The organism is Streptomyces sp. AK010, assembly GCF_014207295.1.
In the GTDB taxonomy this organism is placed as follows: Bacteria; Actinomycetota; Actinomycetes; order Streptomycetales; family Streptomycetaceae; genus Streptomyces; species Streptomyces massasporeus.
Map to the genome: position 1 here is coordinate 111,968 of NZ_JACHCX010000013.1, position 24,086 is coordinate 136,053.

A 24,086-nucleotide genomic window follows, 5' to 3' on the forward strand; every position below is an offset into this window, starting at 1 on the left:
AGGATGGTCGGAAGCAACGCTCGCACCGGGAGAGATGCCCATGGGCACCGAAGAGGCCGCACGCACGACGACCGGCAGCGGGGCCCTGGACGGCGGGTGTGCCGGGCCCATGGTGCCGCGCCTGGCCCTCGGTGCCCGGCTGCGCGCGCTGCGGGAGGAACGGGGCATCGGCCGGGCGGACGCGGGGCACGTCATCCGCGCCTCCTCCTCCAAGATCAGCCGGATGGAAGCCGGCCGCCACGGCTTCAAACTGCGCGACGTCGCCGATCTGCTCACCCTCTACGGCGTCACGGACGAGGCCGAGCGCGCCACCCTGATGGCGCTCGCCGAGCAGGCCAACACCCCTGCCTGGTGGCGGTCGTACAGCGATGTCGTGCCGGCCTGGACGCAGACCTATCTCGGGGCCGAGCAGGCGGCGAGCCTCATCCGCTGCTTCCGGGTGCAGCGCGTCCCCGGCCTGTTGCAGACCGCCGACTACGCCCGGGCCGCCGCGCGGCTCGTGCATCCGGACGCCGGTGCGGCGGAGATCGACCGCCGGGTCGCCCTGCGGATGGCCCGCCAGCGGATCCTGCACCGGCAGCCGGCGACCCGGTTGTGGGCGGTGATCGACGAGGCGGCGCTGCGCCGCCCGGTGGGCGGCATCCGTGTCATGCGGGACCAGCTCAGGCATCTCATCGAGATCTGCGGGCTTCCGCATGTGACGGTGCAGATCCTGCCGTTCGCCGCCGGTGCCCACGCCGCGGAGGGCGGACCGGTCACCATCCTGCGGCTGCCCGGCGCACAGTTGCCCGACGTGGTCTACCTGGAGCAGCTCACCGGCGCCCTCTACCCCGACCGGCCGGCCGAGATCGAGTGCTACTGGGACGCCATGAACCGGCTGGTGGTCGAAGCCGAGTCGCCGGACGAGACTCCGACCATCCTGCACCGCGTCCTTCAGGAGACCTGAGGGTCAGCGCTTGAGGGCGACGCCGCCGTACTGGTGCACCTCCGCGGGCAGGCCCAGGGCCGCCGCGTCGGGACGCCAGCGCGAGCAGGACGCCACGCCGGGGTCGAGCAGTTCCAGGCCGTCGAAGTAGCGCGCGATCTGCTCGGGGCTGCGCAGGATGTACGGGATCGAGCCGCCGTCGTTGTACTGCTGGATGGCCCGGACGTACTCCTCGCTGGTGTCGGTGGAGTCGTACTGCACGAGGTAGCTGCCGGGGGGCAGGGCGTCCACCAGCCGGCGCACGATCGAGCGGGCCTCGTCGTGGTCCTCGATGTGGCCCAGGATGCCCATCAGCATGAGGGCGACGGGCTGGTCGAAGTCGAGGGTCTTCCCGGCCTCCCGGACGATGGCGCCGGGGTCGCGCAGGTCGGCGTCGACGTAGTTGGTGACGCCTTCCGGCGTGCTGGTGAGCAGGGCACGGGCGTGGGCCAGCACCAGCGGGTCGTTGTCGGCGTAGACGATCCGGCTCTCCGGGGCCACCCGCTGGGCGATCTGGTGGGTGTTGTCCACGTTGGGCAGGCCGGTGCCGATGTCCAGGAACTGGCGGACGCCCTCCTCGGCGGCGAGGTGGCGCACGGCGCGGGCGAGGAAGTAGCGGGCGGCGCGGGCACCGGTCTCGATCCCGGGGAAGACCTCACGGAACGCGTCACCGGCCACCCGGTCGACCTCGTAGTTGTCCTTCCCGCCCAGCCAGTAGTTCCAGATCCGGGCCGAGTGCGGCACCGAGGTGTCGATCTTGGGGAACGGCTCCTGCTCCGTCATGGACGCTCCTGCGGTGTGTGGTCGTAGGAAGCCCCACGTTAGCCGGTCGGCGCCCCGAAGAGGATCAACTCCTGTGCGGCACCAGGGAGTTCCTCAGATCCGCCTCGGTCCCCCCTCTCACCTGACCGGCGGCCCCGTACCGTGGGGCCCCGGTCCCCTCGGCCCGTTTCCCACGTGCGGGTACAGTGAGCGGGTCGTCATCACACCGTACGGGGGGAAGCCGGTGCAATTCCGGCGCTGACCCGCAACCGTGAACCGCCGCCCGAGGTGGTGAGCCGGATCGCCCCGTACGGTTTCGTGACCGGCTCACGTGCCCGGCGGTCCGCCGGTGCACGGCACCGTCGAGGTATACGGAGCCGAGCCGCCGGGGGGTGCCCCGTGCTGCCCGGCTCCCCCACAGGGAGAGGCACCCGCCGATCATGAACGTCCGCCGCAGCGCCGCGGTCCTGGCCGCCGTCGCCGTGGTCGGCGCCGCCACCCCGGCCGCCGCCGACCCGTCCCCGTCGCCCTCCCAGGCGTTCCCGTCCGCCCTGTACGGCGGCACGGACCCGAAGTACGACGGTGTCTGGCGCCAGTCGCTCGCGCTGCTCGCGCAGGACACCGTGGGTGTGAAGCCGGCGGCGAAGTCCGTGCAGTGGCTGGCGCGGCAGCAGTGCGAGAACGGCTCCTTCGCCGCGTACCGCCCCGACCCCACCGCCGCGTGCGACGCCAAGACCATGCTGGACACCAACGCCACGTCCGCCGCCGTGCAGGCCCTCACCGCGCTCGGCGGGCACGACGACGTCACCGGCAAGGCCGTCGGCTGGCTGAAGTCCGTGCAGAACGAGGACGGCGGCTGGGGCTATTCGCCCGGCGGTGCCAGCGACACCAACTCGACGTCGGTCGTCATCGGCGCGCTCGCCGCCGCGGGCGAGAAGCCCGACCAGGTCGTCAAGGGCGGCAAGTCACCCTACGACGCGCTGCTGAAGCTCGCCCTGCCCTGCGGCGGGGACGACGACGGCGCCTTCGCGTTCCAGCCGGACAAGAAGGGCGAGCTCGCCGCCAACGCGGACGCCACGGCGGCCGGTGTGCTCGGGGCCCTGGGCAAGGGCATGGTCGTCGAGCCCGGCGAGAAGTCCGACGCGACCTGCGAGAAGGCCGGGACGCCGGAGCAGGCGGCGGCGAACGGCGCGGGCTACCTCACCGCCGCCCTGGCCAAGGACGACGGGCACCTGATGTCCGCGCCGGCCGGTGCCGAGCCCCAGCCCGACTACGGCAACACCGCCGACGCGGTCGTCGCGCTCGCCGCGCAGGGCGCCACCGCGCAGGCGGAGAAGTCCGTGCGGTGGCTGGAGAAGAACTCCGCGGCCTGGGCCGCGCAGAGCGGTCCGGCCGCCTACGCCCAGCTGATCTTCGCCGCCCACGCGACGGGCACGAACCCGCGCGACTTCGGCGGCGCGGACCTCGTGAAGCAGCTGGGCGCCACGGGCCCGGCCCCGCAGGCCGCGGAGAAGACCAAGGCCGCGGACGAGAAGAAGGAGGACTCCGGCTCGGACTTCTTCGGCGTCTGGTGGTACGTCGGCGTCTGCCTCGTCGCCGGCATCGGCATCGGCTTCCTGTTCACCGGCCGCAAGAAGAAGCAGCAGCCGTGATCCGCCGGGCCCTTCTGCTCCTCCTGGCCTCGCTCCTGCTGGGCGCGGGCGCGGGCCAGGCCCAGGCCGCCGGTTACCGGTACTGGTCGTTCTGGGAGCGCGACGGCGGCCACTGGGTCTACGCCACCCAGGGCCCGTCCCTGGCCCGCCCCTCGGACGGCGACGTCCAGGGCTTCCGCTTCGCGGTGAGCGAGGACTCCGCGAACGCGTCCCGGCCGCGCGGCAAGGCCGACTTCGCGACGATCTGCGCGAAGACGCCCGCGCAGGAGGGCCGCAAGCGGGTGGCTCTGGTCATCGACTTCGGCACCCCGTCGGACGCCCCCGAGGGCGAAACCCCGCCCGCCGCCCGCACGGCCTGCGCCCGGGTCTCCCCCGACGCGACGACGGCCGAGGCCCTGGCGGCGGTGGCCAAGCCGCTGCGCTACGACACCAACGCCCTGCTGTGCGCGATCGCGGGCTATCCGGAGATGGGCTGCGGCGACCAGGTCGCGCAGAAGCAGACGCCGGGGCAGCGGAAGCCCACGGCGGAACAGAAGACCCCGTCGGACGACGGCCCGTCCCTGGGACTGGTCGCGGGCATCGCCGTGGTGGTGGTCCTGGGCGGGGCGGCGATCTGGCAGGTACGGCGGCGTGGGTAGCCGTCCCGCCCGGCTCGCGGACAGTCGTGCCGCTGGGGCGACGGCCGGGGTGGGCGCGGGCGACACGCCGCAGCGCCGGGTCGCGCACCCACCCCGGCCCGGGCGCCGGCACCGGGCCCACCTGCACCCCGGAGCCTGGTGGCTCTGGGCGCTGGCCCTCGGCACGGCGGCCACCCGCACCACCAACCCCCTGGTCCTCGCCCTCCTCATCACGGTCTCCGCCTACGTCGTGGCCACCCGCCGCCCCGACACCCCCTGGTCCCGCTCCTACGGCGCCTTCGTCAAGCTCGCCCTCGCCGTGATCCTCATCCGTCTGCTCTTCGCGATCGTCCTCGGCTCCCCCGTCCCGGGCACGCACACCCTCCTCACCCTCCCCGAACTCCCCCTCCCCGCCTGGGCCCAGGGCATCCGCCTCGGCGGCGAGGTGACCGCGGAGGCCCTCACCTTCGCCCTGTACGACGGTCTGCGACTGGCCACCCTCCTCATCTGCGTCGGCGCCGCGAACGCCCTCGTCAACCCCTCCCGCCTCCTCAAGTCCCTCCCGGGCGCCCTGTACGAGATGGGCGTCGCGGTCGTCGTCGCCCTCACCTTCGCCCCGAACCTCATCGCCGACGTCCAGCGCCTTCGCGCCGCCCGCCGTCTGCGCGGCCGCCCGGACAAGGGCCTGCGGGGCCTGCTGCACGTGGGCCTCCCGGTCCTGGAGGGCGCGCTGGAGCGCTCGGTCTCCCTCGCCGCCGCGATGGACGCCCGCGGCTACGGCCGTACCGCCCAGGTCCCGCCCGCCGTACGGCGTACCACCGCCGCCCTCACCCTCGGCGGTCTGCTCGGCGTCTGCGCGGGAACGTACGGCCTGCTCACGGCCGAAGGCGCGGCCTACGGCTTCCCCGTGCTCCTCGCGGGTCTCGCCGCCGCCCTCGCGGGTCTCAGACTCGGCGGACGCCGCTCACCGCGCACCCGCTACCGACCGGACCGCTGGGACGTGCGCGCCTGGCTGGTCGTCGCCTCCGGCGTCGCGGTCGCCGCCCTGCTCGCCCTCGCCGCGGCCCGTGACCCCGCGGCCCTGCACCCGGGTGTGGTCCCCCTGGTCGCCCCGGCCCTCCCCCTCTGGCCGGCCGCGGCCGTCCTGCTCGGCCTGCTGCCCGCGTTCGTCGCCCCCGATCCCAAGGAGCCGTCGTGATCCGCTTCGAGGATGTCTCCGTGACGTACGACGGGGCTGCCGAACCCACCGTCCGGGGCATCGACTTCGAGGTCCCGGAAGGCGAACTCGTCCTGCTGGCCGGTCCGTCCGGCGTCGGCAAGTCCACGGTCCTGGGCGCGGTCAGCGGGCTCGTCCCGCACTTCACCGGCGGCACCCTGCGCGGCCGGGTCACGGTGGCCGGCCGCGACACCCGCACCCACAAGCCGCGCGAGCTGGCCGACGTGGTCGGCACGGTCGGCCAGGACCCGCTGTCCCATTTCGTCACCGACACCGTCGAGGACGAACTGGCCTACGGCATGGAGTCGCTGGGCCTCGCCCCGGACGTGATGCGCCGCCGCGTCGAGGAGACGCTGGACCTGCTCGGTCTGGCCGGCCTGCGCGACCGGCCGATCGCCACGCTCTCCGGCGGCCAGCAGCAACGCGTCGCGATCGGGTCGGTCCTCACCCCGCACCCGAGCGTCCTCGTCCTGGACGAGCCGACCTCCGCGCTCGACCCGGCGGCCGCCGAGGAGGTGCTGGCGGTCCTCCAGCGGCTCGTCCACGACCTCGGCACGACCGTCCTCCTGGCCGAACACCGCCTGGAACGCGTCATCCAGTACGCCGACCAGGTCGTCCTGCTCCCGTCCCCGGGCGCACCCCCGATCCTGGGCGACCCGGCCGAGGTGATGGCCGTGTCCCCGGTGTACCCCCCGGTGGTGGCCCTGGGCCGCCTGGCGGGCTGGTCCCCGCTCCCCCTGACGGTCCGCGACGCCCGGCGCAGGGCAGCACATCTGAAGCAACAGCTTGAACACGCCTCTCAGGGGCGCGGGGAACTGCGCGACAAGCCACAACCGGCCCGCACCCGCAAACACTCCGAACCGCCCACCCCGGTAGGCGCGGCCCACGTACAAGCTCTCTCGGTCACCCGCGCCCGCATCCAAGCCCTGCACGACATCACCCTCACCATCACCCCCGGCGAGACCATCGCCCTCATGGGCCGCAACGGCGCAGGAAAATCCACCCTGCTCAACTCCCTCGTAGGCCTGGTCAAGCCCAGTTCCGGAACCGTCCGAGTCGGCGAAGCCACCCCCCACCGCACCGCCCCCAAGGACCTCGTCCGCAGGGTCGGCCTCGTCCCCCAGGAACCCCGCGACCTGCTCTACGCCGACACCGTCGCCGCCGAGTGCGCGGCGGCCGACGAGGACGCCGGAGCCGACGCCGGCACCTGCCGTGCCCTGGTCACCGAGCTGCTGCCCGGCGTCACCGACGACACCCACCCCCGGGACCTCTCGGAAGGGCAGCGGCTCGCGCTCGCCCTGGCCGTGGTGCTGACCGCCCGGCCCCCGCTGCTCCTGCTGGACGAGCCGACCCGGGGTCTGGACTACGCGGCGAAGGCCCGCCTGGTCACGGTGCTGCGCGCGCTGGCCGCCGAGGGGCACGCCATCGTCCTGGCCACGCACGACGTGGAGCTCGCGGCCGAGCTCGCCCACCGGGTGGTGCTGCTGGCCGAGGGCGAGGTGATCGCGGACGGCCCGACGGCGGACGTCGTCGTCTCCTCGCCGTCCTTCGCCCCGCAGGTCACCAAGATCCTCGCGCCCCAGCACTGGCTCACGGTCGCCCAGGTCCGCGCGGCACTGGAGGAGACCGGCCGATGAGTCTGCATGCGACCACCCGCCCGCCCGCGCAGCGGCAGGCCCGGGCCGTGCGGCTCGGCCCCCGCTCCGTCGCCGCGCTGGCCCTGGTCAGCGCGGTGGGCGTGGCCGGCTTCGGCTGGCCCTTCCTCGCCCCGCCCACCTCGCGGATCGGTGCGCACGCGCAGGACGCGCCCTGGCTCTTCGCGGGCGTGCTGGTGCTGCTCGTGGCGGTCGTGGCCGCGGCGATCTCGGAGTCCGGTCTCGGCCCCAAGGCGGTCGCGATGCTCGGCGTGCTGGCCGCCACGGGAGCGGCCCTGCGGCCGATCGGCGCCGGTACCGCCGGGATCGAGCCGATGTTCTTCCTGATGGTGCTGAGCGGCCGGGTGCTCGGCCCGGGCTTCGGGTTCGTCCTCGGCTCGGTCACGATGTTCGCGTCCGCGCTGCTCACGGGCGGGGTCGGGCCGTGGCTGCCGTTCCAGATGCTGGCGATGGGCTGGTTCGCGATGGGCGCGGGACTGCTGCCCGGCCCGGACCGGCTGCGCGGCCGGGGTGAACTGGCGATGCTCGCCGGCTATGGCTTCCCCGCCGCGTTCGCCTACGGCACGGTGATGAACATGGCGGGCTGGCCCTTCATGAGCGCCCTCGCCTCGAACGTGGCCTTCGACCCGCACGCGCCGGTCGCCGCGAACCTGGCCCGTTTCGTCGCGTACTGCCTGGCCACGTCGCTGGGCTGGGACCTGGGCCGGGCCGTCGTCACGGTCGCCTTGACGCTCGCCCTCGGTCCGGCGGTGCTCAGGGCGCTGCGCCGGGCCACGCGCCGGGCGGCCTTCGAGGCGCCGGTCACGTTCGACGCCGCCGAGAAGTGAGGCTGCCCACATGACCCGGGTCACGTACGAAGCGGGGCCGTAGGGACAAGCCCCCGGTCATCGCCACCGGCCCGCCTGCACATGCGGCCATACCTAGTAAAAGGGGTCATTGCGCGCATCCGGTGTGGCTGTTTCCGTGGACGGCTGCTGCCCCCTACGAAAGGCCGCCCGTGCCCGCCGCTTCCGTTCTCCGCCCTGTCGCCACCCCGCAGAAGGCCCTCGCCGGCGCCGCCCTGGCCGCGGCCGCCTGCGGCACCGTGCTCGCCGCCGGACCCGCGCAGGCCGCCCCGGAGCGGGCCCCCTCGGCGCAGACCTCCTCGGCGCAGGCGGTCGCGAAGAAGATGATCGGCGACGACGCGCAGTACGCGTGCTTCTCCAAGATCGTCGAGCACGAGAGCGACTGGAACGTCAACGCGAAGAACAGCTCCAGCGGCGCCTACGGCCTGGTCCAGGCCCTGCCGGGCGACAAGATGGCCTCGGCGGGCTCCGACTGGAAGACCAACGCGGCCACGCAGATCGAGTGGGGCCTGGACTACATGAAGGACCGCTACGGCAGCGCCTGTGGCGCCTGGGACTTCTGGCAGGCCAACGGCTCCTACTGAGCCGGCCGCGGAAGCAGGCTCCATCCCCCAGACCGAAGGCGGCGGCCCCCTGATCCCCGGGGCCGTCGCCTTCGCCATGCCCGGATCCCTCCGGGAGGGCTTCAGCCCGTGCTCACCGGAAGCTCCTTCACCCCGTTGATCCAGGCGGACCGCAGCCGGCGCGGATCCCCGACGAGCCTCAGCCCGGGCATGGCGTCGGCGATCGCGTTGAAGATGAGGTTGATCTCCAGCACGGCGAGGGACTTGCCCAGGCAGTAGTGCGGGCCGCCGCCGCCGAACCCGAGGTGCGGGTTGGGGTCGCGGGTGACGTCGAAGGTGTCCGGGTCGCCGAAGACCTCGGGGTCGTGGTTGGCGGAGGCGTAGAACAGCCCCAGCCGGTCACCCTCGCGGATGCGTTTGCCGCCCAGTTCGGTGTCCTGGGTGGCCGTGCGCTGGAAGGCGGCGACCGGGGTCGCCCAGCGCACGATCTCCTCCGCCGCCGTCTGAGGGCGGTCGCTCTTGTACAGCTCCCACTGTTCCGGGTGGGTGAGGAAGGCGTGCATGCCGTGGGTGATGGCGTTGCGGGTGGTCTCGTTGCCCGCGACGGCCAGCATCAGCACGAAGAAGCCGAACTCGTCGGAGCTGAGATTGCCCTCGTCCTCCGCCGCGACGAGCTGCGTGACGATGTCGTGGGCCGGACACTGCTTGCGGTCGGCGGCCATGTTCATCGCGTAGGCGATGATCTCCGTGGCCGACTCGGCGCCGACCTCCTCGGTGATGGCGTACTCGGGATCGTCGTACGCGATCATCTTGTTGGACCAGTCGAAGATCTTGTCCCGGTCCTCCTGCGGGACGCCCATCAGCTCGGCGATCGCCTGGAGCGGCAGTTCGCAGGCGACCTGGGTGACGAAGTCGAACGGCCCGGTGTGCGCGCGGGCGGAGTCGACGATGGAGTGGGCCCGGGCCCGCAGCCGGTCCTCCAGCGCCCGGATCGCCCGGGGTGTGAACCCGCGCTGCACGATCTGCCGGACCCGGGTGTGCTCCGGCGGGTCCATGTTCAGCAGGATCAGCCGCTGCGCGTCGATGGCGTCGCGTTCGATGTGCTCGTTGAAGCGGATGATCGCCGTGTTGAGGGACGAGGAGAACAACTCCGGGTGCGTGGAGACGTACTTGACGTCGGCGTGCCGGGTGACCGCCCAGTAGCCGTCGTCCTGGAAGCCGGCGAGACCGGTCGGCTGCGCCACCCAGCAGACCGGTTCGGCCCGGCGCAGCTCCGCGAACTCCGGCAGGGGCACGCGTTGATGCAGCAGGTCGGGGTCGGTGAAGTCGAACCCGTCGGGCAGCGCGGGACAGGGCATGGGCGGCTCCCACCACTCGTACCGACTCTGAGGTCTGACGGCCCATCAGCTGTGCGGAGTTGCGGTGACGGTAGTAACGGGTTCTACAAGTAGCAAGAGGCACGGGCCCGCCAATTGCCCGCATGACTATTGCGGTCTCCGAGCGGCCCTCAGCACACTACTCACAGAACTAGAACGCGTACTAGTTCCGCTGAGCCTCCCGGAGAGGACCCGCACCCATGGCTGCCGAACCCGTGATCGTCGAAGCCGTACGCACCCCCATCGGCAAGCGCGGCGGCGCGCTCGCCAACCTGCACCCCGCCTACCTCCTGGGCGAGACCTACCGCGAACTCCTCGGCCGCACCGGCATCCCCGCCGACTGCGTAGAGCAGATCGTCGGCGGTACGGTCACCCACGCCGGCGAGCAGTCCATGAACCCCGCGCGCACGGCCTGGCTGACCATGGGGCTCCCCTACGAGACGGCCGCGACGACCGTCGACGCGCAGTGCGGGTCCTCCCAGCAGGCCTCGCACATGGTGGCCAACATGGTCGCGGCGGGGGTGATCGACGTCGGCGTCTCCTGCGGGGTGGAGTCGATGTCGCGGGTGCCGCTGGGGTCGGGCTCGAAGCACGGGCCGGGCAAGCCGTTCCCCGACGAGTGGAACGTGGACCTGCCCAACCAGTTCGAGGCGGCCGAGCGCATCGCCCGGCACCGGGGCCTGACCCGCGAGGACGTCGACGCGCTGGGTCTCGCCTCGCAGGAACGGGCCGCCCACGCCTGGGCGGAGGAGCGCTTCAAACGGGAGACGTTCGCGGTCCAGGTCCCCACGACCGAGGAGGAGCAGCACGCCGGGCAGGGCATGTGGCGCCTGGTCGACAAGGACGAGGGGCTGCGTGACACGACGGCGGAGGCGCTGGCCGCGCTGAAGCCGATCATGCCGACGGCGGTGCACACGGCCGGGAACTCGTCGCAGATCTCCGACGGGTCGGCGGCGGTCATGTGGGCGTCGAAACGGATGACGCGGGCGCTGAAGCTCCGCCCCCGGGCCCGGATCGTGGCCCAGGCCCTCGTGGGTTCCGACCCCCACTTCCACCTCGACGGCCCGATCGACGCGACCAAGGCGGTGCTGGGCAAGGCCGGGATGTCGTTGCGGGACATCGACCTCGTGGAGATCAACGAGGCGTTCGCGTCGGTGGTGCTGAGCTGGGCGCGGGTCTTCGACCAGGACCTGTCGAAGGTGAACGTCAACGGCGGCGCCATCGCGCTCGGGCACCCGGTGGGAGCGACCGGGGCCCGGCTCATCACGACGGCTCTTCATGAACTGGAGCGCACGGACAAGGAGTTCGCGCTGATCACGATGTGTGCGGGGGGCGGCTTGGCCACCGGCACGATCATTCAGCGGTTGTAGACGTCCAGTTGACGAACGTGGTGAAGGTGGCGGGATCGAGGGTGAGGATCGGTCCCGCCGGGGTCTTGGAGTCGCGTATCGCGATGGTGGCAGAGGTTTCGGCGACCTCTACACATTCGCCGCCTTGGTCACCGCTGTACGTCGACTTCCGCCAGGCCAGCGCCCCGATCGGCGCGCAGGCGAACGGCGGTGCGGTCGTCGAGGTCAGTACGATCCAGCGCACCGAGAGTGGCCCGTACATATGCGTCAGTCTGGAGCAGGCCGTGCAGCATGCCCATCTGGAAGGTGCAGATCTCCAAAGCCCGCCCCTCCAGCTCCGCCACCTGCTGGAACCACGACGGAAGCCGACTCCGCAGCACCAACTCGACGAGCCGGGAGAACATACCGTCCGTCCCCAGCGCCGCATCCGCCCGTTCGCTGAACTCCGGCGTCGGAAGCTTCCTGGCCGTCTCGATCTGGCCCACCAAGGAGCCGGTGTAGTTGAGGATGTCCCCCAACTGCCGCTGCGTCAGCCCGGCGGCCTCCCTGTGCCGCCGCAGCTCGAAGCCGTAGTAGTCGAGCGGCGACGCGCCCGGGTCGAGGGAGTTGATGTGGGTCACGGCGAAAGCCCCTCTCACGCAACTCGGTCCACTACGGAACCGGTTGTATCCGTTCCGTAGCCGAGGGCAGTCACCGCACGTCAGCCTCGTCATGTGAACGAATACATTCCCGCCCAGTACGGGATGCGTCTCACCGTCGGTGAACACGCCCCCCGGCACATCCGCCGTATCGTCCGCTCGTTCCTCGGCGAGTGGGACATGCCAGAGCTGTCGGACGCCGTCGAGCTGGGCGTGACCGAGCTGCTCGCCAACGTCGTACGGCACGTCCCGGACCGCCGCTGCGCGCTGCTGTTGCTGCGGCAGCGCACCGGCGTACGGGTGGAGGTCACGGACGGCAGCGACGAACTCCCCCGCTCCCCCTTCGCGCCGGACCCGGACTCCGAGAACGGCCGAGGGCTCCTCCTGCTCGACGCGGTGGCCGACAAGTGGGGCGTGTCCCCGCGGTCTGAGGGGGTGGGAAGACCATGTGGTTCGAATGCGCTCGCACCGGAAGCCACCTCGTGGGTCAGGCGGCCGGGACGGACAGCCGGGGTTCAGCCGGCCAGGGACCCGGCGAAGATCTGCCAGGCCAGGAGTGACTTCGCCACGAGGCTGAGAACGAGGTAGGACTTCTCACCGTACGCGTAGTCGGACCACCGGCCGGTACCGCGGTACTGGAGCCACTGATTGAGACCGAAACTGAAGAAGAGGGTGGCCTGGACGAGAACGATCCCGTACACGAAGCCGGGGGCGGTCTCGGCGGCGACGATGTTGTACGCGATGGAGAACCACGGCGTCACACCGACCAGCGTTCCGAACCAGAACGGGAGCATCGTGGTCGCCGCCCGCCCCGGCGGGTTCATCGTCTCCTCGATCCAGCCGAAGAGGATCATCCCGATGTTGGCGCCGACGACGGCGATGACGGCGTTGAGGCCGGTGATGCCCGCGTAGAAGCCGATGAGGACCACCATCAGGGTCGCGCTCAGGGCGTACTCCATCCACCGGAAGCGGTTGATGCCGTGCCTGAGGTCGCGTTCGTAGATGTCGCGGAACACCGTCGCCGTCAGCAGGTGGTCCAGTGCCGCGAGGGCGAGGAAGACGGCGACGGCCCCGCCGATCGGCACGTCGAACAGCGCCTCGGGGGCGGACGCCTCCGTTCCCGGCGGCCCCTCCGGAACGGAGGAGGTGACGCTGATCGAGAAGCTTCCGGCGAGGAGGACGATCACCACGGCCTGGATCAGGTGCAGCAGCGCGAGCCCCAGGTTCCAATAGCGGAGCCCGGCGAGGCGTTCGCCGGTGACACCAGGGGCCACCGGTGTGCCGTCCTCTCTTCCCACAGTTCCTCCCGGCCGGTGAAGCGGTACGTCCGGTCTGCATGGTCGTACCGGTCCGGGCGGGAATCGCGGCAGTCACGCCGCCGCTCCGACGGAAGTCCTCCGAGTGGCAGCGGTTGCGCGGCGAGCACACCGATCCGCGTGTGGCGTGCTCCCACTCGGCATCCCATACTGGATGAGAAGTCACGAGGGCAGACCGCTCCATGAAAATCGCCGGTGCTGCCTCTCGGCGGCGGAGATCGAAGGGCCGGGCCCGGTTCAGGGACGCCCGTGCCGCCCGCCGTCACCGACAGCACACCGTGACATCAACCCCGGCAGCGCGCGACGGCACGACGGACGCCGGACGCCGGTGAGAGGCCGGCCGGGGCACTCGTCGCGTGGTGCATCCGAGAGTCCGCCCATCCGGAAGCCGGGCCCCACCATGTGACGGGGTTCCCCCACGAAGGGAGTTCCGATGATGAACTCACGCAGCAGGAAGATCGCCACCGCCATCGCCGGCGCCTGCGTATTGCCCCTTGCCGTGGCCGTCCCAGCCTCCGCGGGCAATACGGCGCAGCAAGACGCCGATGTGTCCGTCTTCCACGGCGTTCCGGGCCTCACCGTGGACGTGTTCGCCAACGGGAAGACGCTGGTTCCCGACCTCAAGCCCGGCGACCTGACCGAGCCGCAGTCCCTGGCCCCGGGCACCTACGACATCAAGGTTTTCCCCGACGGCGATGGCCCCGACGGACAGCCCGCCATCGAGAAGAGCGTCGAGGTCCCCGCCGGGGCGAACGCCACGATCGCGGCCCACCTCAACACGCAGGGCGACCCCACGCTCACCACGTACGTCAACGACACCTCCACGGCCCCGTCCGGTCAGTCGCGGCTGACCGTCCGTCACGTGGCCGCGGCACCCGCCGTAGACGTTCGCGCGGGCGGCAAGCCGATCATCGAGGGACTGACCAACCCGTACGAGAAGTCGCTCGACGTGGCCGTCGGCACGGTGAACACCGACGTCGTCCTGGCCGGGACCGACACCGTGGTCATCGGCCCCACCGACCTCAACCTCACCAAGGGCAAGAACACCATCGTCTACGCCTGGGGCAGCGCCGAGGACAAGAACCTCGCGCTGAAGACACAGACGATCAACGCCTCGGGACAGCACAGCTAGTAGCTGAGCGCCGAGTGGTGCGGACACCGGTGATCGCGGCGGGATGCCGGCACCGCTAAAGCGACCGCGCGGCCAGTTCCCGAAACGCGGGTGCGAAACCCACGCCCGCGGTTCGGGGGCCGGCCCACACCACCGGAGGGCCGTCGTGATCACCCCGGGCCTCGACCGGCATCGCCCCCCGGCCTGACCGAACGCCCGGCCTCCTCGCGCACAGCTGCTGTCACGGCGTTCGGCGCGACCGCCGGCCGCGGCCCCATCAGTGCGTACACGAGTCCGAAGCCCACCACGACGACGGCGGCCCCGCCCGCCGCATCCAGCACCCAGTGATTCCCGGTTGCCACGATCGAGCAACCGGTGAACAGCGGATGCAGCACGCCCAGCGCCTTCACCCACCACCGTGAGGCCAGGACCGCCATCACGACGCCGCACCACAGCGACCAGCCGAAGTGCAGGGACGGCATGGCCGCGTACTGGTTGGTGAGGGCCGTGAGCGTGCCGTAGTCCGGCTGGGAGAAGTCCTGGACGCCGTGCACCGTGTCGATGAAGCCGAGCGTCGGCATCAGACGGGGTGGGGCCAGGGGGTAGAGCCAGAAGCCGACCAGTGCGAGCAGCGTGGCGAAGCCCAGGGCGGAGCGGGCCCAGCGGTAGTCGCCGGGGCGGCGCCAGTAGAGGACCGCGAGGACGGCCAGCGGGACCACGAAGTGGAACGACGTGTAGTACTGGTCGAGGAACTCCCGCAGCCAGTCGATCCCGACGACGGTGTGGTTGGCCCAGCGCTCGATGTCGAGATGCAGGACGCGCTCGAGGTCGTAGACCTGCCTTCCGTGCTCCTCCGCCTCCGCGCGCCCGGCGGAGTTGCCGCCGCCGCCCGCGGCGAGGCGGACCTGGGAGTAGGCGGCGTAGGTGACGCGGAGGAGGAGCAGTTCCAGGAGGAGGTGCGGCCTGGTGAGGGCCCGGCGCAGGAACGGCAGCAGCGGCACGTGGCGGAAGCGCGTCGCGGCGGTGGGCGCGTACGCAGCCGGTTCCGGCGACCGGTAGAAGGGCGAGCCGCGGGGCAGGAACGGCACGACGGTGGCGGCGGCGAGCGCGGCCAGCAGGACGACGTTGTCCCGCAGCGGGTGGAGGGCGTCCACGTCCGGCAGCAGCATGCCGGCGGGCAGGGTCATGACCAGGACGACGGCGACCGGCCACACGTAGCGGTCGCCGGCGCGGGTGCCGGTGATGCCGACGACCGCGAGCAGCACCCACAGCAGCTGGTGCTGCCAGGCGGTGGGTGAGACGACGATCGCGGCGCAGCCGGTGATCGCGACGGCGAGCAGCATCCGCCCGTCGCGGAAGCAGGCCACGGCCCGGCGCAGGGCCAGGACGGCGACGGCCGCGCCGAGTGTCAGGAAGAGCACGATCTCCAGGGGGCCGTTCAGGCCGAGCCGGAGCAGGGCGCCGTGCAGGGACTGGTTGGCGAGGTCGTCGGCCCGCCCGCCGAGTCCGGCGCCCGCGAGGTGGTGGACCCAGTAGCGGTGGGAGTCGTGCGGCATCGCCGCCCAGGCGAGTCCGGTGCCGACGGCGAAGGTGACGCCGGTGGCGAGCGCGGCGCGTCTGCGGCCGGTGCACCACAGCAGGGGCGTGAACAGCAGCAGCGTCGGCTGGAGCGCCGCCGCGAGGCCGATGAGCAGGCCGCTGGTGCGCTGGCCGCGGGCGGTGAAGCAGCCGAGCAGGACGAGCAGGACCGGGATGATGCTGGTCTGGCCGAGCGAGAGGGTGCTGCGCACGGGCAGCGACAGCATCAGCAGGCTGACGGCGACGGGCGCGGCCAGCAGTGCCGTGCGGCGGCTGACCGGCTGGGGCAGGGCACGGGCGGCGATCAGCCCGAGGGCGACGACGAGCAGCAGCGTGCCGAACGTCCAGCCCCAGCCGAGGGCCTGTTCGGCCGAACGGGTGAGGGGCTTGAGGACGAGCCCGCCGAAGGGCGTGCCCGTGAAGCGGGTCGAGTCGTACAGCGAGCCGTTCACGTGCAGGACGCCGTTCGGCCCCACCCAGGTCTCCAGGTCCGTCAGCCGCTCACCGCGCGGGGTGGCGAGGACGACGGCCACCTGCCGGGCGGCGAGGAGGGCGGCGATCAGCCACAGGCCCACGCGGGCGACGCGCAGCCGTGCACGGGCCCCGCCGGCGGCCGTCGCCCCGAAGCCCTCCGCCGGCCGTCCGCCGCCGTGATCCGCATGCGCCACGCCTCGTCGGCCTCCCGCACCAGTCCATCCCATATGCCACGAATGTGTGCATTCCTCCTGCGAACCCTATGGGGATCGTGCGGCTTCGGGGAAGGAGGCGCGGGCGGCATCCACCGTGCACAGGCGGTGCGACGGCTTCCCTCGGAAGCGATGCGGAGGCGATGCGGAAGCCGTGCGGAAGCGGTGCGGAAGCGATAAGGGTCACATGAAGATCGGTTGTGAACCGCCCCCTGCGGGGCAGAAGCGCCAGCACAGCAACGGTTTACGTGCAGCATGCAGCCAACCCCGTACCGCCCGTAAGCGGAGCAAATCCGCCTATCGTCGCTTTTTCGGCCCGTACGACAGCGCCGCCGCGCGGGACCGCGTCCCTGTCCCCGTCGAAAGGTAGGCGAGCGAGTCTTGTCGACTGCCTCAGTCGTCGCCCCCGCGTCCCTCGTGAAGTCCCGCAAGGCGAAGACCCCCGACCCCACCGTCACCGACCCCGCACTCGTCAAGCGCGCCGTGAAGGCGGCCGCGCTGGGCAACGCGATGGAGTGGTTCGACTTCGGCGTCTACAGCTACATCGCGGTCACGCTGGGCAAGGTCTTCTTCCCCTCGGGCAACCCCACCGCCCAGCTGCTCTCCACGTTCGGCGCCTTCGCCGCGGCCTTCCTGGTCCGCCCCCTCGGCGGCATGGTCTTCGGCCCGCTCGGCGACCGCGTCGGCCGCCAGAAGGTCCTCGCCCTCACCATGATCATGATGGCCGCGGGCACCTTCGCGATCGGTCTGATCCCGTCGTACGCGACGATCGGTGTCGGCGCGCCGATCCTGCTCCTGGTGGCGCGGCTCGTGCAGGGCTTCTCCACCGGCGGCGAGTACGCGGGCGCCTCCACGTTCATCGCCGAGTACGCCCCCGACAAGCGGCGCGGCTTCCTCGGCAGCTGGCTGGAGTTCGGCACGCTGGCCGGCTACATCGGCGGCGCGGGCCTGGTCACGATCATGACCGCCCTGCTCTCCGCCGACGACCTGACCTCCTGGGGCTGGCGCATCCCGTTCCTGATCGCGGGCCCGATGGGCATCATCGGCCTCTACCTGCGGATGCGCCTGGAGGAGACCCCGGCGTTCGCGGCCGAGGCCGAGAAGGCCGAGAACAACCGCCCGAAGACGCCGCTGCGCGAGATGGTCACCGGCCAGTGGCGCGCGCTGCTGCTCTGCGTCGGCCTGGTGCTGGTCTTCAACGTCACCGACTACATGCTGCTGTCGTACATGCCGAGCTACCTGACCGGCCAGCTCCACTACGACGAGACGCACGGCCTGCTGGTCGTCCTCGGCGTGATGGCCGTGATGATGATCGCCCAGCCGTTCGTCGGCGCGCTGACCGACCGCGTCGGCCGCCGCCCGGTGATCGCCACCGGCTGCGCGGGCTTCCTGCTGTTGTCCGTCCCGGCCCTGCTGCTGATCCGCGAGGGCAGCCTGCTCGCGGTCGCGCTCGGCATGGGCGCCCTCGGCCTGCTGCTGGTCTGCTTCACGGCGTCGATGCCCTCCACGCTGCCGGCGCTGTTCCCGACGAAGGTCCGCTACGGTTCGCTGTCGATCGGCTTCAACGTCTCGGTGTCCCTGTTCGGCGGCACGACACCGCTGGTGGTCACGGCCCTGATCGGCGCGACCGGGAACATGATGATGCCCGCCTACTACATGATGGCCGCGGCCGTGGTCGGCGGTTTCGCCGTGTGGCGGATGACGGAGTCGGCGGGACGTCCGCTGCCCGGCTCGGCGCCCTCGGTCGCGGGTCGACACGCCGAGTGAGACCCCCTGACAGTGACCCGCGCACCAACTATCTTCGTCAGCGCCAGTAGTTAGGAATGCTAACTATGCCGATGAAAGGTAGAGGTGCATGAGCGAGTCGCACGTCTGGGACGAGGTCGACGCCTACTTCACCGCCCACCTCGCACCGGACGACGAAGCCCTGGCGGCCGCCCTGCGGGACAGCGACGCCGCCGGGCTTCCGCACATCAATGTCGCGGGAAACCAGGGCAAGCTCCTCCAGCTCCTCGCTCAGGTCCAGGGCGCCCGCCACATCCTGGAGATCGGCACGCTCGGCGGCTACAGCACCATCTGGCTGGGCCGCGCCCTGCCCGCCGACGGGCGGCTGGTCTCCCTGGAGTACGACCCGCGGCACGCCGAGGTCGCCGTCCGCAACCTCGCCCGCGCCGGCCTGGACAAGCTGGTCGAGGTGCGGGTGGGTCCGGCTCTGGAGTCGCTGCCCAAGCTGGCCGACGAGAACCCGCCCCCGTTCGACCTGGTCTTCATCGACGCCGACAAGGCCAACAACCCGCACTACGTGGAGTGGGCGATCCGGCTCACCAGCACGGGCAGCCTGATCGTGCTCGACAACGTCGTACGGGGCGGCCGGGTCGTCGACGCGGACAGCACCGCCCCGGACGTCACGGGCACCCGCACCGCGATCGAGCTGATCGCCACCCACCCGAGGCTGAGCGGCACCGCGATCCAGACGGTGGGCATGAAGGGCTACGACGGGTTCGCCCTGGCGCGCGTGCTGGCGTGAGGCTCCGCCGTCAGACGATCTGAGGCCCTGCCGCCACGCGGCGTGATGCCCGGCGTGACGCTGCATGCGGCCCCGCCGTCACACCTCGTGGTAGAAGCCCACGTTGACACTGCGCTGGGCGGTGCGGTCCTGGATGATGATCTCGCCGCTGCCGCCCCTGGGCAGCGGGACGGTACCGCCGTAGGCGAGGGGCTGGGCGTACTCCCCCATGGTCAGCCGCACTTCGGAGGACGGGTCGGGCTGGGAGCCGCGCAGCCAGGTGAGCTGCCAGGTGCCCTCCGGCCCGCACAGGAACTCCAGGTGCACGCGGGAGACGAACAGCCAGTCGTCCGGCGTGCTCAGCCGGCACACGGACTTGTCACGGCCCACCCGCAGCACCGCGCCCGGCTCGCTCGGCGCGTCGGCCATGAGCATGCCGGCCGTGGCTCCCGCCTCCGCCTGCGCGACGGTGGCCATGGTGAGTTCGAGCACGTGCGCTCCTTGTCCGAGACGTCCTGATGGGACTGCAAGCCCGCCGAATGATAGAACGCCTGGCTGCACGGTGTCCGGCACAATGGCCTCATGACCGAGCGAAAGCCACCAGGCGTCGACTTCGAGTCCTGGGTCGACAAGCAGATCCGTGACGCGGAGACGCGCGGGGAGTTCGAACGGCTGCCGGGCGCGGGCGAACCCCTCCCCCGCGACATCGAGAGCACCTACGACGAACTGTGGTGGGTCAAGCGGAAGATGGCCCGCGAGGGCTTCTCCGTCCTCCCTCCCACGCTGGCACTGCGCAAGGAGGCGGAGGACGCGCTGGAGGCCGCGCTCGCGGCCCCCTCGGAGCGGATCGTCCGGAAGATCATCGGCGAGATCAACGACAAGGTCCGCGAGATGATGTTCAAGCCGCCGCCCGGCCCCCCGCTGGGAAAGAAGCCGTACGACGTCGAGGACGTCGTACGGCAGTGGCGGGAGCGCCGGGCGGAGCACTGACGAGTGGGGGGACCCCCCGGATCACACGTGCAGCAGCCGTTCGGCCAGCTCGCGGTAGTCCTTCAGGGCCAGCCGGAGCTGCTCGGTGTCGGCCGACGAGACCGACCTGCCCTCGCCGCCCTCGACGGACTGCCAGGAGTGGCGCAGGGTGCGACGGCGCTGCGTCACGGCCTCGGTGAAGCGGGCCGCGATCTCCTCCAGCAGGTGGTCGGCCTCCTCGACGGCGGCCCGGGGCCCGTCGACGAACCCGGCGACGGCGTGCTGCAACTGCGAGCCGAACTTGTCGCAGTCGTCGTGGCCGAGGAGGTGCGCCCGGTTTGTGGCGGGGCCGACCTTGTCGGGGCCGGTGCCGTGGTCGCCGCGGTGCGCTTCGCCACCGAGCCGGTCCGCCGTGTCGCGCGTGCCGTGCCGGTCGGTACCCGGAAGGTCCGTACCGTGCCGGTCGGTGCCCGGAAGGTCCGTACCGTGCCGGTCGGTGCCCGGAAGGTCCGTACCGTGCCGGTCGGTGCCCGGAAGGTCCGTACCGTGCCGGTCGGTGGCGGGTACCTCGGTGCCGTGCGCCGCGGCGCGGTCCGCGTCGGTGCCGTGCGCCGCGGCGCGGTCCGCGTCGGTGCCGTGCGGGGCGCCGCGGTCGGTCTCGATGCCGCGCGTGGCGCCGCGGTCCGCGTCCCGGGCCGTGTCGTGGTCCGTGCCCGGCGCGGTCCTGCGGTGGCCGGTGCCCAGGGCGCTCTCGCCGCGGGCGTCCGGCGTGTGGTCGCCCGGCGGTCGGGTCATGTCGGTCATTGCCTCAACTCTCCTTCGCCTGACGACGTCGGTTCATCGCCCACGGCATGTGGCCGCCGCGGCCCGGAGCCTTGCGGCCCCCCTTCAGGGCGGCGCGCTCGCGGCCGCCGTCGTGCCGTCCGCCGGTGTGACCGTCGCCGTCGTGGCGGGCCGGCTTCACCAGCTCCTCGAACAGGGCGCGGGCCGCCACAAAGGCCTCACGCATGTCTTCCGTGCCCTGGCCGCCGTCGCGGGCGTCCTCCGCGCGCAGATGCGCCGCGCGGTGCACGCGCCGGTAGCCGTCCACGTGGTGGGCGTGGTGCACGGACAGCGCGGCCAGCTGTTCCTCGTACTGCCCGCCGTCCGGGAAGCCCCGGACACCGGCGACCTCGGCGAGCAGCCGGTCCGCCTCGGCGACGGCTTCGCGCGGCGAGTCGACGAACCGCTCCTGCGCGGCCGTCCAGCGCGCCTCGTACTGCTCGCGCTGCGCCGGCTCCAGCGACCGCTCGCGCAGGTCGCCGTGGCGCTGGACGCGCTCGGTCAGCTCGCGCTCGGCCGCTTTGGTGTCGCCGTCGTGCCGGGCCACGGCCCGGTCGTACTCGGGTCCGAAGCGCCGCTTCAGGCTCGGGCCACGCCGAGGCCCGCGGGCTCGCAGGGTCATGACGGCCGCGATGATGACGACCGCCGCTGTCACGATCAGAGCAATGATCAGGCCAGTGGACATGAATGCCTTCCGGGTTCTCGCCCAACCGGCTCTCCTCGCGAACCGGTTCGCCCGTCGGGTGTCCCCGAAGCCCGTCTCCAAACGGCTCCCGGGTGCAACCGGGGCGCGAACGGGTGGCCGGGACTATTCGCTTGCGTGTCCGATGGGGTGTCTGAGGAGAATGCGGTCCATGACCTGGACCGTGACTCCGGAACCGTACGACTCCCCCGTGGCCGCCGCGCTGTGGCGGGCGTACTACACCGAGGTCAGCGACCGCTGGTACCTGCTGCACGAGGGGCGCCGGACCGACCCGGCCGAGCTGGAGCGGGAGATCGCCGCCCAGCCGGGCACCGACCTCGCGCCCCCGCGTGGCCGGCTGCTGGTCGCCCGGTACGGCGGTGAGCCGGCCGGCACCGCGGGCGTACGGCTGCTGGACGGCACCACCGCCGAGCTCAAGCGGGTGTTCCTGCGCGAGCCGATGCGCGGCCGGGGCGGCGCCCCGCTCCTGGTCCGGGCCGCCGAGGACGCCGCACGCGCGCTCGGCGCCGCCCGGATCGTCCTCGACACCCGCGGCGACCTCGTCGAGGCCCGCGGCCTCTACGCCCGCCTCGGCTACACGGAGACCGGACCCCACAACGACGAGCGATACGCGGAACACTGGTTCAGCAAGGAGCTGGGCTGAGTTCAGGTTCTCTCCCGCGTGGAGCCCACGCTGTACGGCCGCTCGCGCCGCGATCCGCACAGTTCGCCGGTGAGCTCCCGCACGAGCCGCTGCAGGTCGGTCGGCCGGTCCGGCCCCCACCAGTCGCCGAGCAGTTCGGCGAGGGACTCCTCACGGGCCGCGGCCAGCCGTCCGGCGACCTCGCGCCCTTCGTCGGTCAGGACCATGTCGACACCCCGCCGCACGGCGAGGCGGCGCTCCTCGGCCTGCCGGGCGGCCTCCATGACCACGGTGAGCGGGACGGGCATGGTGTCGGCGAGCACGCCCGGCTCCACCGAGCCGTGACGCCGCATCCGCAGCAGCAGCCAACTCGTGGCGGGCAGCAGGTCGTAGCCCGCCCGGGTGGTGATCTTCCGGTAGATCTCGCGCCGTCCCGCGCGGGTGCCGAGCACCGACAGCGCCCGGCACACCTCGTCGTACGAGGTCCGCTCGACGGGGTTGCTGGCGAGGGTCTCGGAGACGTCGGGCACGGTGACCGAGCCGCGCAGCCGGTCCTCTTTCAGGAACCAGGCCAGGACGAAGCCGAGGAGCGCGACGGGGGCGGCGTACAGGAAGACGTCCGTGATGGAGACGGCGTAGGCGTGCAGGGCGGGTGGGCGCAGGCCGGACGGCAGGGCGGCGATGCCGCGCGGGTCGGCCTCCAGGGTGTCCACGGAGATGCCGGGCGGGAGCCGGACGCCCCGGAAGGCGTCCGTGAGCTGGTCGCCGAGCCGGCCCGCGAAGACGGTGCCGAAGACGGCGACGCCGAACGAGGCGCCGATGGAGCGGAAGAAGGTCGCGCCGGAGGTGGCCACGCCCAGGTCCTCGTAGGGGACGGCGTTCTGCACGATGAGCACCAGGACCTGCATCACCAGGCCGAGTCCGAGTCCGAAGACGAAGAAGAAGAAGCTCAGCTCGGCGGTGGGGCTGTGCTCGTCGAGCTGGTGGAGCAGGAGCAGCCCGAGCGTGGTGATGCCGGTGCCGAGAATCGGGAACACCTTCCAGCGGCCGGTGCGGCTGACGATCTGCCCGGAGGCCGTCGAGGCCAGCAGCAGGCCCAGCACCATCGGCAGCATGTGCACACCGGACATGGTCGGGCTGCTGCCCTGCACGACCTGGAGGAAGGTCGGCAGATACGTCATGGCGCCGAACATGGCGAACCCGACGACGAAACTGATCAGGGCGGCGAGCGTGAACGTGCGTACGCGGAACAGCTCGAGCGGCAGGACGGGTTCGGCGGCCCGCCGCTCGACCGCCACGAAGGCGACGGCGAGGAGCACGCCGAGGACCGCGAGGCCGACGATCTGCCAGGACCCCCACGCCCAGGTCGTCCCGCCGAGCGAGGCGACCAGTACCAGGCAGGTGGCGACGGCGGCGATGAGGAACGTGCCGAGGTAGTCGATGACGTGCCGTTGCGCCGTGCGCGGGATGTGCAGGACGGCGGCGATCACGGCGAGTGCGACGACGCCGACGGGCAGGTTGACGTAGAACACCCAGCGCCAGCTCAGGTGCTCGGTGAACAGCCCGCCGAGCAGCGGTCCGAGCACGCTGGTGGCGCCGAACACGGCCCCGAACAGGCCCTGGTAGCGGCCGCGTTCACGAGGCGGCACCAGATCTCCGACGATCGCCATCGACAGCACGATCAGCCCGCCGCCGCCGAGCCCCTGAAGGGCCCGGAAGGCGATCAGCTGAGCCATGTCCTGCGCGGCGCCGCACAGCGCGGACCCGATCAGGAAGATCACGATGGCCGTCTGGAACAGCCTCTTGCGCCCGTACTGGTCGCCGAGCTTGCCCCACAGGGGGGTGGCGGCGGTCGCGGCCAGCAGATAGGCGGTGACCACCCAGGACAGGTGGTCCAGGCCGCCGAGATCGCTGACGATCGTGGGCAGCGCGGTCGACACGATGGTCTGGTCGAGGGCGGCCAGCAGCATGCCGAGGAGCAGGGCTCCGATCGAGACCAGGACGCTCCCGGGCACCTGCTCCCGCGGGGCCGCGCCCGGGGGCGTCAGCGTGGTGGCGTTCGCGTCCCCGGCCATACGACCTCCCGAGTCTCCTGTGACATTTTCCATCGTGACCGCTGTGACCGGTTATGGCCCG

Annotated in this window: 22 protein-coding genes, 2 pseudogenes and 1 riboswitch; of the genes and pseudogenes, 14 read left to right on the forward strand and 10 right to left on the reverse strand. The window is 72.0% G+C overall.

Annotation, left to right across the window (positions count from 1 at the left end):
* Window positions 1-40: 40 nt before the first annotated feature.
* Window positions 41-946: a helix-turn-helix transcriptional regulator gene (locus HDC93_RS24215; protein ID WP_185012953.1), complete on the forward strand. Its 906-nt coding sequence runs from the start codon at window positions 41-43 to the stop codon at window positions 944-946.
* Between the two features lie 3 nt (window positions 947-949).
* Here HDC93_RS24215 and HDC93_RS24220 read toward each other — a convergent pair whose 3' ends face one another.
* The gene (locus HDC93_RS24220; protein ID WP_185012954.1) at window positions 950-1,747 is read right to left on the reverse strand and encodes an SAM-dependent methyltransferase; all 798 of its coding nucleotides are present in this window, start codon (window positions 1,745-1,747) and stop codon (window positions 950-952) included.
* A 169-nt stretch (window positions 1,748-1,916) separates the two neighbouring features.
* A riboswitch (cobalamin riboswitch) is annotated at window positions 1,917-2,054 on the forward strand.
* Window positions 2,055-2,166: 112 nt separating this feature from the next.
* On the opposite strand from HDC93_RS24220, the gene HDC93_RS24225 reads away from it, so the two are divergent.
* The 6 genes from HDC93_RS24225 to HDC93_RS24250 all read left to right on the forward strand — a co-directional run bounded on the left by HDC93_RS24225 (window position 2,167) and on the right by HDC93_RS24250 (window position 8,295).
* A complete protein-coding gene (locus HDC93_RS24225) occupies window positions 2,167-3,378 on the forward strand; it encodes a prenyltransferase/squalene oxidase repeat-containing protein (RefSeq protein ID WP_185012955.1) in 1,212 nt (403 codons plus the stop codon).
* Window positions 3,375-4,016, forward strand: a complete 642-nt coding sequence (locus HDC93_RS24230; protein WP_185012956.1) for an SCO2322 family protein — start codon at window positions 3,375-3,377, stop codon at window positions 4,014-4,016. The genes HDC93_RS24225 and HDC93_RS24230 overlap by 4 nt, the downstream gene beginning before the upstream one ends.
* Before the next feature lie 49 nt (window positions 4,017-4,065).
* Window positions 4,066-5,193: a CbiQ family ECF transporter T component gene (locus tag HDC93_RS24235; RefSeq protein WP_185013052.1), complete on the forward strand. Its 1,128-nt coding sequence runs from the start codon at window positions 4,066-4,068 to the stop codon at window positions 5,191-5,193.
* Window positions 5,190-6,848: an ABC transporter ATP-binding protein gene (locus HDC93_RS24240; protein ID WP_185012957.1), complete on the forward strand. Its 1,659-nt coding sequence runs from the start codon at window positions 5,190-5,192 to the stop codon at window positions 6,846-6,848. The genes HDC93_RS24235 and HDC93_RS24240 overlap by 4 nt, the downstream gene beginning before the upstream one ends.
* A complete protein-coding gene (locus HDC93_RS24245) occupies window positions 6,845-7,693 on the forward strand; it encodes an ECF transporter S component (RefSeq protein WP_185012958.1) in 849 nt (282 codons plus the stop codon). Before HDC93_RS24240 ends, HDC93_RS24245 begins: the two co-directional genes overlap by 4 nt.
* 170 nt (window positions 7,694-7,863) lie before the next feature.
* Window positions 7,864-8,295 (forward strand): transglycosylase SLT domain-containing protein, encoded by a 432-nt coding sequence (locus tag HDC93_RS24250; RefSeq protein ID WP_185012959.1) that lies wholly within the window; start codon window positions 7,864-7,866, stop codon window positions 8,293-8,295.
* A gap of 101 nt (window positions 8,296-8,396) precedes the next feature.
* Here HDC93_RS24250 and HDC93_RS24255 read toward each other — a convergent pair whose 3' ends face one another.
* Complete coding sequence (locus HDC93_RS24255) at window positions 8,397-9,632, reverse strand: cytochrome P450 (RefSeq protein ID WP_185012960.1); 1,236 nt, start codon at window positions 9,630-9,632, stop codon at window positions 8,397-8,399.
* A 218-nt stretch (window positions 9,633-9,850) separates the two neighbouring features.
* Here HDC93_RS24255 and HDC93_RS24260 point away from each other — a divergent pair, with 218 nt between their 5' ends.
* Window positions 9,851-11,020 carry a steroid 3-ketoacyl-CoA thiolase gene (locus tag HDC93_RS24260; RefSeq protein WP_185012961.1) on the forward strand — a complete coding sequence of 390 codons (1,170 nt, stop codon included), beginning with the start codon at window positions 9,851-9,853 and terminating at the stop codon, window positions 11,018-11,020.
* Here the strand turns inward: HDC93_RS24260 and HDC93_RS24265 are convergent.
* Window positions 11,004-11,261 carry a DUF397 domain-containing protein gene (locus HDC93_RS24265; protein ID WP_185012962.1) on the reverse strand — a complete coding sequence of 86 codons (258 nt, stop codon included), beginning with the start codon at window positions 11,259-11,261 and terminating at the stop codon, window positions 11,004-11,006. The genes HDC93_RS24260 and HDC93_RS24265 overlap by 17 nt on opposite strands.
* A pseudogene (locus tag HDC93_RS24270) lies at window positions 11,185-11,619 on the reverse strand (Scr1 family TA system antitoxin-like transcriptional regulator); the annotation flags it as partial. The gene HDC93_RS24265 and the pseudogene HDC93_RS24270, both read right to left, overlap by 77 nt.
* Window positions 11,620-11,712: 93 nt before the next feature.
* Here HDC93_RS24270 and HDC93_RS24275 point away from each other — a divergent pair.
* A complete protein-coding gene (locus tag HDC93_RS24275; RefSeq protein WP_311774613.1) occupies window positions 11,713-12,225 on the forward strand; it encodes an ATP-binding protein in 513 nt (170 codons plus the stop codon).
* Here the strand turns inward: HDC93_RS24275 and heR are convergent.
* On the reverse strand, window positions 12,153-12,911 hold the full coding sequence (gene heR, locus HDC93_RS24280; RefSeq protein WP_185012963.1) for a heliorhodopsin HeR: 759 nt from the start codon (window positions 12,909-12,911) through the stop codon (window positions 12,153-12,155). The genes HDC93_RS24275 and heR overlap by 73 nt on opposite strands.
* Window positions 12,912-13,389: 478 nt before the next feature.
* Between heR and HDC93_RS24285 the strand changes: the two are divergent.
* Window positions 13,390-14,064 (forward strand): annotated as a pseudogene (locus HDC93_RS24285) (DUF4397 domain-containing protein); the annotation flags it as partial.
* Window positions 14,065-14,234: 170 nt separating this feature from the next.
* Here the strand turns inward: HDC93_RS24285 and HDC93_RS24290 are convergent.
* Window positions 14,235-16,310, reverse strand: a complete 2,076-nt coding sequence (locus HDC93_RS24290; RefSeq protein ID WP_185012965.1) for a bifunctional glycosyltransferase 87/phosphatase PAP2 family protein — start codon at window positions 16,308-16,310, stop codon at window positions 14,235-14,237.
* 399 nt (window positions 16,311-16,709) lie between these two features.
* Here HDC93_RS24290 and proP point away from each other — a divergent pair, with 399 nt between their 5' ends.
* Window positions 16,710-18,095 (forward strand): glycine betaine/L-proline transporter ProP, encoded by a 1,386-nt coding sequence (gene proP, locus HDC93_RS24295; protein ID WP_185012966.1) that lies wholly within the window; start codon window positions 16,710-16,712, stop codon window positions 18,093-18,095.
* 88 nt (window positions 18,096-18,183) lie between these two features.
* Window positions 18,184-18,855, forward strand: a complete 672-nt coding sequence (locus HDC93_RS24300) for an O-methyltransferase (RefSeq protein WP_185012967.1) — start codon at window positions 18,184-18,186, stop codon at window positions 18,853-18,855.
* Between the two features lie 78 nt (window positions 18,856-18,933).
* Here the strand turns inward: HDC93_RS24300 and HDC93_RS24305 are convergent, their stop codons facing one another.
* The gene (locus tag HDC93_RS24305) at window positions 18,934-19,326 is read right to left on the reverse strand and encodes a hypothetical protein (protein ID WP_185012968.1); all 393 of its coding nucleotides are present in this window, start codon (window positions 19,324-19,326) and stop codon (window positions 18,934-18,936) included.
* Window positions 19,327-19,416: 90 nt separating this feature from the next.
* On the opposite strand from HDC93_RS24305, the gene HDC93_RS24310 reads away from it, so the two are divergent.
* Complete coding sequence (locus tag HDC93_RS24310) at window positions 19,417-19,824, forward strand: DUF1992 domain-containing protein (RefSeq protein WP_097216364.1); 408 nt, start codon at window positions 19,417-19,419, stop codon at window positions 19,822-19,824.
* A 21-nt stretch (window positions 19,825-19,845) separates the two neighbouring features.
* Here the strand turns inward: HDC93_RS24310 and HDC93_RS38700 are convergent, their stop codons facing one another.
* Both HDC93_RS38700 and HDC93_RS24320 read right to left on the reverse strand, forming a co-directional pair.
* The gene (locus HDC93_RS38700) at window positions 19,846-20,607 is read right to left on the reverse strand and encodes a hypothetical protein (protein WP_260419731.1); all 762 of its coding nucleotides are present in this window, start codon (window positions 20,605-20,607) and stop codon (window positions 19,846-19,848) included.
* A 4-nt stretch (window positions 20,608-20,611) separates the two neighbouring features.
* Window positions 20,612-21,310: a hypothetical protein gene (locus HDC93_RS24320; RefSeq protein ID WP_185012969.1), complete on the reverse strand. Its 699-nt coding sequence runs from the start codon at window positions 21,308-21,310 to the stop codon at window positions 20,612-20,614.
* Window positions 21,311-21,479: 169 nt separating this feature from the next.
* On the opposite strand from HDC93_RS24320, the gene HDC93_RS24325 reads away from it, so the two are divergent.
* Window positions 21,480-21,971: a GNAT family N-acetyltransferase gene (locus HDC93_RS24325; protein ID WP_185012970.1), complete on the forward strand. Its 492-nt coding sequence runs from the start codon at window positions 21,480-21,482 to the stop codon at window positions 21,969-21,971.
* 2 nt (window positions 21,972-21,973) lie between these two features.
* On the opposite strand, the gene HDC93_RS24330 is transcribed toward HDC93_RS24325, so the two are convergent.
* On the reverse strand, window positions 21,974-24,025 hold the full coding sequence (locus HDC93_RS24330; RefSeq protein ID WP_185012971.1) for an MFS transporter: 2,052 nt from the start codon (window positions 24,023-24,025) through the stop codon (window positions 21,974-21,976).
* Window positions 24,026-24,086: the final 61 nt, after the last annotated feature.

Bases quoted from the DNA above. Each gene is read 5' to 3' on its own strand.
- HDC93_RS24220 (WP_185012954.1), bottom strand. From the start codon at position 1,747: ATGACGGAGCAGGAGCCGTTCCCCAAGATCGACACCTCGGTGCCGCAC.
- HDC93_RS24225 (WP_185012955.1), top strand. From the start codon at position 2,167: ATGAACGTCCGCCGCAGCGCCGCGGTCCTGGCCGCCGTCGCCGTGGTC.
- HDC93_RS24320 (WP_185012969.1), bottom strand. From the start codon at position 21,310: ATGTCCACTGGCCTGATCATTGCTCTGATCGTGACAGCGGCGGTCGTC.
- HDC93_RS24265 (WP_185012962.1), bottom strand. From the start codon at position 11,261: ATGTACGGGCCACTCTCGGTGCGCTGGATCGTACTGACCTCGACGACC.
- HDC93_RS24310 (WP_097216364.1), top strand. From the start codon at position 19,417: ATGACCGAGCGAAAGCCACCAGGCGTCGACTTCGAGTCCTGGGTCGAC.
- HDC93_RS24330 (WP_185012971.1), bottom strand. From the start codon at position 24,025: ATGGCCGGGGACGCGAACGCCACCACGCTGACGCCCCCGGGCGCGGCC.
- HDC93_RS24300 (WP_185012967.1), top strand. From the start codon at position 18,184: ATGAGCGAGTCGCACGTCTGGGACGAGGTCGACGCCTACTTCACCGCC.
- HDC93_RS24245 (WP_185012958.1), top strand. From the start codon at position 6,845: ATGAGTCTGCATGCGACCACCCGCCCGCCCGCGCAGCGGCAGGCCCGG.
- HDC93_RS24260 (WP_185012961.1), top strand. From the start codon at position 9,851: ATGGCTGCCGAACCCGTGATCGTCGAAGCCGTACGCACCCCCATCGGC.
- HDC93_RS38700 (WP_260419731.1), bottom strand. From the start codon at position 20,607: ATGACCGACATGACCCGACCGCCGGGCGACCACACGCCGGACGCCCGC.
- HDC93_RS24215 (WP_185012953.1), top strand. From the start codon at position 41: ATGGGCACCGAAGAGGCCGCACGCACGACGACCGGCAGCGGGGCCCTG.
- HDC93_RS24325 (WP_185012970.1), top strand. From the start codon at position 21,480: ATGACCTGGACCGTGACTCCGGAACCGTACGACTCCCCCGTGGCCGCC.
- HDC93_RS24255 (WP_185012960.1), bottom strand. From the start codon at position 9,632: ATGCCCTGTCCCGCGCTGCCCGACGGGTTCGACTTCACCGACCCCGAC.